The 12,428-nt window shown below is 50.0% G+C and carries 5 protein-coding genes; 3 read left to right on the top strand and 2 right to left on the bottom strand.

Features of this window, described 5'->3' with window-relative positions:
• Window positions 1-28: 28 nt before the first annotated feature.
• On the bottom strand, window positions 29-6,676 hold the full coding sequence (locus FN001_RS15435; RefSeq protein ID WP_142412431.1) for an InlB B-repeat-containing protein: 6,648 nt from the start codon (window positions 6,674-6,676) through the stop codon (window positions 29-31).
• A gap of 178 nt (window positions 6,677-6,854) precedes the next feature.
• The gene (locus FN001_RS15430) at window positions 6,855-8,264 is read right to left on the bottom strand and encodes an N-acetylmuramoyl-L-alanine amidase family protein (protein ID WP_142412430.1); all 1,410 of its coding nucleotides are present in this window, start codon (window positions 8,262-8,264) and stop codon (window positions 6,855-6,857) included.
• Between the two features lie 389 nt (window positions 8,265-8,653).
• Between FN001_RS15430 and FN001_RS15425 the strand changes: the two genes are divergently transcribed.
• Genes FN001_RS15425 through FN001_RS15415 form a run of 3 tightly spaced genes read left to right on the top strand, consistent with a single transcriptional unit; the run spans window position 8,654 to window position 12,352 of the window.
• Window positions 8,654-9,514: a class I SAM-dependent methyltransferase gene (locus tag FN001_RS15425; protein ID WP_015552713.1), complete on the top strand. Its 861-nt coding sequence runs from the start codon at window positions 8,654-8,656 to the stop codon at window positions 9,512-9,514.
• 24 nt (window positions 9,515-9,538) lie between these two features.
• Window positions 9,539-10,897, top strand: coding sequence for a Trk system potassium transporter TrkA (gene trkA, locus FN001_RS15420; RefSeq protein ID WP_142412429.1), 1,359 nt, complete (start codon window positions 9,539-9,541; stop codon window positions 10,895-10,897).
• Window positions 10,898-10,909: 12 nt separating this feature from the next.
• Window positions 10,910-12,352, top strand: coding sequence for a TrkH family potassium uptake protein (locus FN001_RS15415; RefSeq protein ID WP_142412428.1), 1,443 nt, complete (start codon window positions 10,910-10,912; stop codon window positions 12,350-12,352).
• The last annotated feature ends 76 nt before the right edge of the window (window positions 12,353-12,428 follow it).

Raw genomic sequence — 12,428 nt, 5'->3', positions numbered from 1 at the left:
TCACTTCACCTGGCTGTTCTCTTATTTATTATTTTGTCTTTCCGTCCCAGCTGCCATCTTCCGTCACAAAATACTCATCCGGCGTTTTTCTTCCGATAAACATCATCCCTCTTGTTCCATCAGAAACCGGATTGAAGAAATACCATCTTTCATTGATGAGTACCCAGCCAGTCTGCATTCCGGAATTTTCGTCCATATAGAACCAGCCCCTATAACCGGCATCATAGAAAAGTCCAACACGCAGATATCCCTGCTCATTAAATGCATACCAGCTTCCGTTGATCAGTTCCCACTGATGCTCAACCGTCTGCATATTATCGTGCTCTCCCACGATCATCTTTCCTGCCGCATAACTGCCATCGCTGTATCTCAGCCACCAGCCATTCTTATCCTTCATCCAATGGCTGTGTCCATCGTTTACCGCTTTGTTCGCAGCGCCCGGGATAATTCCCTTTACAGGATCAATATATCCCTTTTTACTGTCACGGCTGATATCCGGCTTTCTTTCACTGATCTCCGGTTTGGAATAGTCTGAACTGGATGAACCAGTTCCACTTCCTGGTCTTGAGCCATTGTTTTCTCCGGAATTTCCACCATCTCCAGGCTTTGTGCCGTTATCTTCTCCAGCATTTCCGCCATCTCCAGGCTTTGTGCCGTTGTCTCCTCCAGTATTCCCGCCATCTCCGGGCTTCTCCGGTCCGTCCACAGGCGGCTTTTCTGCCAGTTTCGGAGTTCTTCCGGAAACCTCCGCCGCAGGTCCCGCATTTTCTGTCTCCGTCTCCTTCAGACGGATCCATCCGTGATACAGGGTATCCGGCTGGCAGTCATCTTTCCGGTTGTTGTCTGACCAGGTGGTACCGTCAAAACTGTACTCTGCGCCCTCAACAGCCCCGATCTCAGCTGTGAATGTTTTTTCATCACCATTCAGCTGGAACGTAATCGTTCCCGCAATCGGATGCTGCTCATTCTTGTCATTCAGAGAGATTACGACCTGAATATCCGGTATCTCATAGTTTTCCGTAAGAACGCCACTGACCCGGATCACTGCTGATGCTCCGATCTGTGATCTGTCATTCTTCTTCAGCGCGAATTTTAACTGCGTCCCCTCTACGGCAATTTTCTCTTCCAGGATGCCGGACTCATCAGATATAATATCGGCATTTCCGCCAGAAATCTCTCCACAGTCTTCCGAGAATCCGGAAAGAACGATCTCCTGCTCTCCGCTTATTCCATAGCTGTACGCCTCAGAGATCTCCGGAACAGAGGGCGCTTCGGCTTTTTTGATGCTCTGTCCATCAAGAATGAACTTTCCTGCTTGATCCAAAACGTAATTCTTTGCATTTTCCGTATCGGATAAGGAAACCTCTACAAAAGCTTTTTTATCTGTTCCCGCATTTGCATCTTCAAATTCTGCTGCTGCAGAATAATCCTTTGACTCCAGAGTATCTCCGTTTGCAAGACCGCCAAAGCTTACTGATCTCACATTCACGTCAGTTCTTCCGTCATAGATTTTTTCCTCCAGTACAATGCCCGCCACAATCACCGTTTTGGGAATAATATTCCAGGAAGAAATATTCTCTCCTTTCTGTGAGTCATCCTCATAAAAAGCTTTTACAAGATAACTTCCCACTGTTTTCGGTGCTTCCGTACTCCATGTATTTCCACCATCCACACTGTACGTGTAAGCCCATGTCTCATCTCCATCCATATTTCCCGCAAATGTTCCCTCCGGAACTGGTGAGCTGCCATATTCCACATCAGGTACCGTCACAGATATCTGCTTATCCACGATCGTTTTGTCTGCCACTGTCACCGTTTTTGTCTCGGAAGTTTCAATATATCTGCCATCAACAGCAGCTGTTTTCGCCGTGATCGTGATGATCGTCCCGACAGCGGTCCCAATAGGGATCTGGATCTCATTTCCTGAAGCAGTCTGCTCAGCTCCATCCCCGATCTGATAAGAAATTCGGATCTCCGGTACATCCTCAAGTGCAGGAGAAAACGCATTTTTCGCTTTTGCCGAAACAGTTATCCGCTTTCCTGCAACCTGCGTCTCCCGGTCAAGCTCCATAGTGAGATCTGGTTTTGCCGCCGAAACAGTAACCGAAACTTCTTTTTCAGTCGCTCCCGTGTAGTTTTTCGTATCCTCCGGGGTAAATACTACTGCGCAGGATGTATCTGGATAAAGTACAGAATCTGGATCCTTAAAGCTCCATTTTCCATCCACGATCATCCGCTTCTGCCCTAATATATAATTTGGATTGATCACCTTTCCTCCAGAGATCACCGCATCTTTCAGGGACTGTCCATACTGAATATTTACCGCAGGATTCTCCTCGACTTTCGGAGTTGCCGGTAAAACTTTAATCTTAACTTCATGGTAGATCGTCTCATACGTATCGCGGTACTCTGGCTTTGGCGTAAAGTGGCACAGAGCTTCATCTGTTCCCACTTCCGGCCATGCGACATCAAAACCAAAGTCTCCAGGTATATCTCCAGATTTTCCGCCCTGCAGTCCGGCACTTGATGCCTGTTGACCATAATGGATCTCCCTTATAGCTTCCGGCCATTTTACAATCTGTGGATTACGTTTTTTTACAGCCACTGAGATCTGTCCACTCTTGACCCGGAATCCGTTTCCGTAATATTCCGCATAGATCTCATGTGTTCCCAACGGGAGAAGTTCTTTTTCGATCTTAAACGATGTTTCGCCTCCCGTTGATGTGATCGGACTTCCCACCGCGGCTTTATCTACATAAAACCGGATCTGTCCACTCATTCCTTCCGGAACCGTCATCACAGCCGAAACAGAATCTCCAACTTCAATTTCTTCTGAAGTAACCGCAAGACCTGTCTGGATCTGTTTCACTGTTACCACGGCGGATGCAGTTTTATTATATGACCTTAAGCCCGCTGTCACGCTGAGCGTTTCCGTTTTCTCATCCGCACCCACCGTCAGGATTCCCAGAGAACTGATCTTTGTATCGCTGCTGGTATTTCCGGATACCCGCCAGTCCACCGTCGGATCTTTTGCTTCTTGAACATCTGCGGTAAACTGTTTTGAACTTCCTGGATACATTACCTCCGTCTCCGGCGTCAGTGAGATCGAAGCGGCCTCTCCGCTCTCATCGGCCTGGAAATAAATGACCGCGCAGCGTCCCATCCTTGTGGTCTTCTGATTGATCGCCTGCGCTGTAACCTTCTCATCTGCGGAACTCAGTCCGTGCATGATCAGCGCTTTCTCATCAATAAAAAACTCCACATCAGCATTTTTTGAGCCTGTCCCGACACCGCTGGTCGTATTTTCGCCAGAGCTCCTGCTTCCTCCCCTTGCGTCTGTCCTTCCGCCGGTGATCGTTATCCTGCTCTTCGCCCAGCTATTATATCCGATTCCGATGCCGGCAGAGCCCTGGCCTCCGACAGCCTTTACGGTTCCGCCGGAAATATTGATATTGACATTTCCGCCTGCCCGGCTTGCGCTTCCGATGCCGGCACCTCCCCAGCCGCCGTCAGCTTCCACGGTACCTCCTTCGATCGAAATGGAGAAATTTGTTTTTTGTTCACGCGCGTCTTTGCCGATTCCTGCCGCTTCATATTCACCTTTAGCGATAACTGTTCCGCCTTTTACAGTAATGGAACCGCCTCTGATTCCGGCATGATTGATCTCGCCAGACTTATTTCCTTCTGCACGCAGTGTTCCCGCAGAGCTTCCATCGCCCTGAATGCTCGTGATCGTGAGATAAGAATTGTCCTGCACATACACACAGTTCGATTCTTTGGAACACATGGAATTTTCCCCATCCAGAATCAACGTCACATTTGCTTCATTCCTGATACTGAGCGCATAGTTTCCATTCACTTTTACGCTATGGAGCGTAATTGCAGGTTTTCCGCCCTGAACCGTGATCTGATTTCCAGTCGTCTCAATGCCCTCTTTCAGGGAAATCTCGTATTTTCCGCTGCCCGTTATGGTCAGTGTTTCGTTCTCATATTTATAATCTGTTCCCAGGGTTCCGCCGCTCACGATGAAGTCACCGGTGAGTCCTTCGCCCTTATACTGGGCTGTGACCACAGCATCTTCTGATCCGATCGTGAATTTTGTCGTGCTGCTGTAGCAGTTTTCAAAGGTTCCTGAGCCAGAATCCAGCGTCCATGATGAAAATTCTGATCCCGCCGGTAGAAATGCCGTGATCTCGATTATATCCCCAGTTCTATAAGCTCCGCTTCCAGTTCCATTATTTACTGTGAGGCTGTGCCCGGAAACATAGACCGCCTTTACGGACAGTCTGCTGTTTACTTTAAGCTGTGCCGTTTTCTGACTGGCCGTTCCGTTTAAGAATTCTCCGTTTCCGTTCGTGATCTCCCAGTGATCGAAACATAATTTTTCCGAAGATTTATCTTTCGCTGTGATCGTGACAGTGCTGCCCGGCGCATAGTTTTCCTGTCCCGGGGTGATGGTTCCGTCAGCAACTGTAACAGAATATCCACCTGTATAGTTCGCCTTGATCTCTGTATCCACATCGGACATCGTAAATGTTGTTCCGGAAGCCACCGGATCCGCAAACGTTCCGCTTCCATTTTCAACCGTCCATCCTGCAAAATACAAGGTTCCTCCGGCTCCATCCGTGATCTCGGCACTCGCACTGACCGGCACTTTCTCACCTTCCGCAAATTCGGACTCTGTTGAGGTGATCGTTCCTCCCGTAACAGTAAGCTTATGCGGTGTTCCAAACTTTACACGCATATACTTCTCTGACACGGGCTCATATTTTCCTTCCCCGCGCAGCCCGAGAGCCGCACTTCCCGGAGCTGAATTTCCTGTATACAGTGTCGCTGTTTTTCCATTTTCAGGCGCTATCGTGATAGGACTCTGACAGATTTTTCCTGTGTCTCCGGACACCGTCGCTGTGACATTTCCTCCTGTGATCCGGATATTCGGTTCCGAATTAACATAAAAGTCTGTCGATCCAATACAATAACCGCCCCCGCTCTTGATCAGGTTTACATTTCCACCGGAAATGACCAGGTTATCTGCACTCCCCGTACTTGTGCTGCTGGCAGCACCAGCTCCCAGACAGGTTCCATCTCCATTTGACCGCAGGGTCAGATCACCGCCGGAGATCGTAATATTTTTGCCTACCGGCACAGAATTTACATAGCAGCTGCCACCGATCGCCGCAGACCCGGAGCCGGCTGTGGCATCCAGACTTCCGCTTCCTGTTATCTCCAGCGGAGTCCCATGATTGTCGATCGCCGCCGCAAGCTCAGCGCCCTTAAGAATATTTCTATCTTCCAGCTTTAAGGTCACCTTTTCAAGTCCTGCATCGATATCAATTGCAGGAACCTTCGGTGCCTTCGGATAAATATTGAGCTGTTTCAAAGTAACGGTACAGCTGCTCTTGATCTCAATAAATTCACTTGTCGCTGTCCCAGAATCATTCATTGTAACTGTATATGGACCAGTTCCGGCGATCTCAACTCTTCCGCTTCCAGAATAGGTAACACCTTCTTCCGGAGTAACGGTAAGCCTCCCATTTCGTGTCTGTTCTCCATAGCTGATCTTCACACGTCTTCCCGGATACTTGATGGTCTGCTCATTTCCAATATTGACCGTGTATGTTTTGGTTGGATCAACTCCAAGAAATTCTGCCGTTGCTTTTTGGGTCTCTCCGGCCCTGAGTGTAAAAATGTTATTTTTTCCTCCGACCGTATCCGGACCAATTGCAGCAGTCGTCACAGTATTATTATCCTTACCGCCCCACGCATCAATCTCACCGCCGGAGATCTCTATCGATCCTGATGTTCCATTCGATCCGCCGCCGATTCCGGAACCGACAGATGCCGCCGCATAGATCGAACCACCAGTGATCACGATCCTGCTGCCGCCAGTTCCATCTGCGCCGGACCCGATTCCGGCTCCACTGTGTGATACCGTTGAATTTTCTGGCTCGTTTTCTGTCAATCTCATTCCGGAACAAGCTGCCACCGTTCCGCTTTCGATCGTGATCTTGCCATGTCCCTCTCCGCTGTTTCCACCGATTCCCGCTCCATAAGCGCACGCAAACGCATACAGGACATCCTTATCAGATCCTGCCCGGATCGTCAGGCTGCTTCCTTCCGGCACATGGATCGCCGCGCCGGAATTGCTGACTGTATACAGGTTATTCTTTCCGGAGAGAACCAGCGTCACATCCGCTCCCTCTTCAAGTTCAATACAGGACATTTTAACTGTATTCGCATTTGCGGTTTTAATTGACACACCCTTTAAAGTGATCGTCGCAGAAACATCCTTCTTCACCGTGATCACATGATCCGTTATATGGGCCGTTCCAGTCGTCTTTTCATATGTGCCGCTGATCGTGTAATCGCCGTCCCGATCAATGATCACTTCCCCATTCTTCAGATCATACTCCGCTGCGACACTCAATGTCCTGAGAAGCGCATTGGAGTCCGATGCCTTAAGCTTCGATAATTCATCTTTTTTCGCCCTCTGCGGTTTTCTCACCGTGTCTGACTGTGTCGCTTTCTCCTTCACTGCATCACTCGCCGTATATACTTCAAAATCAGTATCCGGCCGAATCATAGCTGATTCCGCATAGACTGGTGATATGATCGTGGAGCCCACCATCACTGCCGTCAATAATCCTGCCATCCATCTTCTAAAATTATATCTCATGCGATCCGCCTCCCTCTTATCTTCACGCCTCTGTCACCAGATTATCATTAAAAAACAAGGCGTGTCAATCAGTTCGACACAAGATGTCAAAATTCTGCACAAAATGCAAAAGAAAAGACCAGGAACATCTCTGCCCCTGGTCTTTCTGAAAATTCTTTATCTTTACCCTGAATTCACATCAGTCATTCTCAAATACCGGCTCGGTCGGCTCACCGTAATCTTCCGTGGAGCTTGCTGCCTCGTCATTGATATGCGTCAGGATTCCGCTGGAATTCACTTTATATTTGTTTCCATCGCGATCCTTAACCGTCGTATTCTTAGAGATACGTCCGGAGCTGTTTACCACATACGTCTGATAACCGCCGTTTCCATTCGGGATACTGATCAGAGCATAACGGCTGGAGCTGTCTGCCTGCTGAAGTTTTCCCATATAATAAAGATATCCGTTCTTCACGCCGTTTGTTCCGCGGCCTGCGTAGGTCCCTTCATTAAAATAAAACGTGGTCTTGTTTCCGTCACCTTCCTCGACGGTCATTTTTCCCTTAACGGAGGTTCTGGAGGATTTATCAAAGTAGTAGGAAGTATACTCATTGGTCGATCCGATCCGTACCTTCTTTAATCCTTTGACCGGATTTCCTTTCTGGTCGAAGAGATATGTCTTTCCATTGATGCGGACGAAATCGCTCGTGGACGCTTTTCCGTCCTCCGGTCCGGTCTTTGGCTCACCGTTTTTATCAAAATAATACCATACCACCGGCTCATCCACATTGTCCTGAAGCTGTTCCGGCGGGTTTAAGGAAAGCCAGCCGGGGATCGCCGCGCCGACCGTAGCGTTCTGGATCCCGCTCTCCGCGAAATATCTCCAATCCGCGATCGAATTCTTACTCGAATTTTCCGGATCACCGTCTAAATACACCCAGCCGGTGCGCATCCGTCCGTCTGCGTCAAAGCAGTAGTATTTTCCATCGATCTTTGTTACCTTATAATCTCCGCCGTCATCGCTGGTCGACGGGCTCTGCTTCTTTCCGCTTGCGGAAAAATAGAACCAGTACTTTCCATCATCGCTTTCCGTTCCGTAAAGGCTGCTGTCCTCATCCTTCGGCTCCAGATATCTCCATCCTGTCACCATCGCTCCGCTGGAGCTTAAATAGTAATCCCCATCTTCGGTCCAGCCGGTCTGCATGATTCCGTCAGCGTCAAAGTAATAACTTTTTCCATCGATCTTCTTCCAGGTGTCCTTTGTGACTTTTCCACTGGCCCCGAAGTAGAACCAGTAGGTCTGACTGTCTCTGCTGTACGGGGACACGATCTGCATCCACTTATCCGCCACCATGATCCCGTTGGAATCCACATAGTAATCGTTGTCGGCCCAGCTGTTGACCGCCATTTCACCGCTGTTGTTTAAATATCTCCAGAGATTGTCCGCGCCCTTTTTCCACTCATTCGTCACGCGGTTTCCATTTTTATCAAGATACGTCCATATATTATTGGAAAGCGCCCAGCCTTCCGCTGCGTAGGCGTTCATCGTCAGACATCCGAAAGTCAGGACCGCCGCTGCTGCCAGTATTCTTAACCCTTTTTTCTTCACTCGCTCCGTCTCCTTCCTGTACCCCAAAAGGCGCATAACTATCGCCAACATCCATTCCGGATCAGCTTCGCCGATGGGATTTCTGCCTTCCGGCCGTATTTTTCATTTCGCAATACATCTGATTTTATTTTACCAGTAACTCCCTGATTATTCAACAGAAAATACCTGTCAATTCTCTTAAGTCCCCACCACAGTTCTGCCGCATTCCCGCCACAGAAAGACACATTTTCCGTTCATGTTCCCCATATTTCCGCCAACATCCCGCATTCCATCCCCACTCCTATTTGACAGTATCCCCCGAATCTATTATACTGGTATATCATAGGCATTTTATGCCCCTGATCCGTTTTTACGCAAAAAAAGTCTAAAGAAAGAGATGGAATACAATTATGTGGATAGCAGATGGATGGAAGGACTATGAAGTCATCGACTGTTCCGGCGGTGAAAAGCTGGAGCGTTGGGGAAAATATATTCTGGTCCGTCCGGATCCCCAGGTTATCTGGGATACCGATAAAAAGGCACCACAGTGGAGAAAGATGAACGGCCACTACCACAGAAGCTCAAAAGGCGGCGGCGAGTGGGAATTCTTCAGTCTCCCGGAGCAGTGGAGCATCAACTACAAAGGCCTGACCTTCCAGTTAAAGCCCTTCAGTTTTAAGCATACCGGTCTTTTCCCGGAACAGGCGGCAAACTGGGACTGGTTTGGCGAAAAGATCAAAAACGCGGGACGCCCGGTCAAAGTCTTAAACCTCTTCGCCTACACCGGCGGAGCGACACTGGCAGCCGCGAAAGCCGGAGCTTCCGTGACCCACGTTGACGCCTCCAAGGGCATGGTCGCCTGGGCAAAGGAGAATGCGAAGTCCAGCGGCCTTGAGGACGCGCCGATCCGCTGGATCGTGGATGACTGCGTAAAATTTGTAGAGCGTGAGATCCGCCGCGGAAACCACTATGACGCGATCATCATGGACCCGCCCTCCTACGGAAGAGGCCCAAAGGGTGAGATCTGGAAGATCGAGGACGCGATCTACCCGTTAGTAAAGCTGTGTGCAAAGCTCCTCTCCGACAAGCCGTTATTCTACCTGATCAACTCCTACACCACCGGTCTCGCCCCGGCCGTGCTGACTTATATGCTCGGAACAGCCGTTGTTCCGCAGTTCGGCGGAACTGTAAGCTCCGAGGAGATCGGACTTCCGGTTACAAGTTCCAAACTTGTACTCCCGTGCGGCGCTTCCGGACGCTGGGAAGCGTAATTAATTGAAAGGACCGGTAAACATATGAAGATCATCATTGTCGGCTGCGGAAAAGTCGGCGTGAGCCTTGCGGAGCGCTTAAGCGCCGAGGGCCACGATCTCGTTATGGTCGATATGAATCCGCAGAAAGTGGAACATCTTTCCAACCAGTTTGACGCCCTGGGAATCGTTGGAAACGGCGCCAGCTTCAATATCCAGCAGGAGGCTGGAGTGGAAAGCGCGGACCTCTTTATCGCTGTCACCGGCGAGGACGAATTAAACCTCCTCTGCTGCCTGATGGCGAAGAAGACCGGACACTGTGACACCATCGCCCGCGTAAGAAATCCGCTCTATAATAAGGAGATCCGTTTCATTCAGGAAAAGCTCGGACTCTCCATGATCATCAACCCGGAGCTGACGGCGGCCAGAGAGATCTTAAAGCTCTTAAAATTCCCGTCCGCCATCAAGATCGATACCTTCGCAAAGGGACGTGTCGAGCTTCTCCGCTTCCGCTTAAAGCCGGAGATCGGGTTCGGCGGAAAAACTGTCATGGATATCATGCGACAGTTAAAATGCGATGTCCTGATCTGTGCCGTTGAGCGCGGATCCGAGGTCGTGATCCCGAACGGAAGCTTTGTCCTTCAGGATACGGATATCCTCTCTATCGTGGGATCTCTTGAAAATACAGCCCAGTTTTTTGAAAAGATCGGTCTCCGCTCAAAATCCGTAAAAAATTCCCTGATCATCGGCGGCGGCACCATCGCCCACTATCTGGCCCAGGACCTCTTAAAGATCGGGTTCCGTGTCCGGATCATCGAGCAGCGGAAAGAGCGCTGCGATTACTTAAGCGAGGTGATCCCAGGCGCTGACATCATAAACGGGGACGGAAGTGATCGGGATCTTCTTCTGGAAGAAGGCCTGACCTACGCTGATTCCCTTGTGGCCCTCACCGGACTTGACGAGGAGAATATCTTCCTCGCCCTCTACGGAAAGCTCCACTCCAACGCAAAGCTCATCGCGAAGGTCAATAAGATCGCCTTCGATGACGTGATCGACAGCTTCGGTATCGACAGCATCATCTACCCGAAGTACCTGACGGCAGACTATATCTTACAGTACGTCCGCGCCCGCCAGAACACCATCGGCTGCAACGTGGAAACGCTGTATAAGATCCTGGACGGCCGTGCCGAGGCACTGGAATTCTCCATCAAAGAGGAATCCGCTGTCACGAATGTGCCGCTCATGGACTTAAACTTAAAGGATAACCTTCTGATCTGCTGCATCAACCGCAACGGTCAGATCCTTACCCCCCGCGGTCAGAATATGATCATGGTCGGGGACACCGTAATTCTCGTGACCACAAACCGCGGTCTCGGTGATATCCGGGATATCTTAAAATCATAAAGGAGCGATTCCATGAATTATTCGATGATCTTTTATATTATCGGCTGGATTCTGGACGTGGAGGCGGCGCTTCTCGTGCCGTCCCTGGCAGTCTCCCTGATCTACCATGAAAGCTGCGCGCTGGCATTCTTCATCACGATCATCCTCTGCCTGATCCCAGGTGTGATCCTTGTCCGCAAGCAGCCGAAAAACAAGGTATTCTACGCTAGGGAAGGTTCCGTGACGGTTGCCTTAAGCTGGATCGTCATGAGTATCATGGGTTCCATCCCGTTCCTCTTAAGCGGATCCATCACAAATCCGGTGGATGCCCTGTTTGAGACTGTGTCCGGATTTACGACGACCGGTGCCAGTATTCTTCCCGCCGTGGAACCGCTTCAGCACGGCATCCTGTTCTGGAGGAGCTTTACACACTGGATCGGCGGTATGGGAGTTCTCGTGTTCCTTCTCTGCCTGCTTCCGCTTACCGGAAGCGGCTATCATATGAACCTCATGAAAGCAGAGAGCCCGGGCCCCTCTGTCACAAAGCTGGTTCCGAAGGTGCAGTCCACCGCAAAGATCCTCTATGGACTCTATCTGTTCCTGACGGTTATGGAGTTTGTTCTCCTGCTTGTGGGACAGATGCCGGTGTTTGATTCCCTGTGTACCGTTTTCGGCACCGCGGGAACCGGAGGTTTCGGTATCAAGAATGACAGCTTCGGAAGCTATTCCACCTACCTGCAGGGCGTAGTTACCGTGTTTATGATCCTTTTTGGCATCAACTTTAACGTGTACTTCCTCTTCTATATGAAAAAGCCGAAGGAAGCACTGCGCTGCGAGGAGGCGCGATGGTACCTCGGGATCATTGCCGCGTCGATCCTTGTCATCACGTTTTTCGTCCGGGATTTCTTCGACAGCCTGTTCCTCGCGTTCCACCATGTCGCGTTTCAGGTTGCTTCCATCATCACGACCACCGGCTTCGCCACCGTGGATTTTAACCTCTGGCCAACGATCCCGAAAACGATCCTGGTGCTCTTAATGTTTATCGGTGCCTGCGCGGGAAGTACCGGCGGCGGCATTAAGGTGTCCCGTGTCGTGCTGTTATTCCGGTCCCTGACAAAAGAGCTCTCCCAGAGTCTCCATCCGAATCAGGTCCGCAAGATCCATTTTGAGGGACGCGCGGTGGATCATGTGGTCCTCCGCTCCGTAAATGTCTTCATGGCGGCATACATCCTGATCTTCGCTATTTCCGTGCTGCTCATCGGCATCGACAACTTCGATCTTGTGACAAACTTTACCGCCGTCGCGGCGACCTTAAACAACATCGGACCGGGATTGGAACTTGTAGGCCCGGCCCAGAACTTCGGGCTCTTCTCCAACTTCTCCAAGCTTGTCCTGACCTTTGATATGCTTGCCGGACGTCTGGAGCTCTTCCCGCTGCTGCTGCTTTTCTATCGGGGTACGTGGAAGAGATTCTAATTAAATAAACATTTCCGATAATAGATGTAATTTTGACACTTTGATTGATCCGTGTTGAAAAATTTGTTTGACAAAA

The organism is Clostridium sp. Marseille-P7770 (assembly GCF_902143525.1).
GTDB lineage: Bacteria > Bacillota > Clostridia > Lachnospirales > Lachnospiraceae > Pilosibacter.
The sequence above is the reverse complement of the archived record's forward strand: the minus strand, read 5'-3'. Positions and strand labels throughout refer to the sequence as shown.

Excerpts from the sequence above, each read along its gene's own strand:
- FN001_RS15435 (WP_142412431.1), bottom strand. The coding sequence starts at position 6,676 with ATGAGATATAATTTTAGAAGATGGATGGCAGGATTATTGACGGCAGTG.
- FN001_RS15425 (WP_015552713.1), top strand. The coding sequence starts at position 8,654 with ATGTGGATAGCAGATGGATGGAAGGACTATGAAGTCATCGACTGTTCC.
- trkA (WP_142412429.1), top strand. The coding sequence starts at position 9,539 with ATGAAGATCATCATTGTCGGCTGCGGAAAAGTCGGCGTGAGCCTTGCG.
- FN001_RS15415 (WP_142412428.1), top strand. The coding sequence starts at position 10,910 with ATGAATTATTCGATGATCTTTTATATTATCGGCTGGATTCTGGACGTG.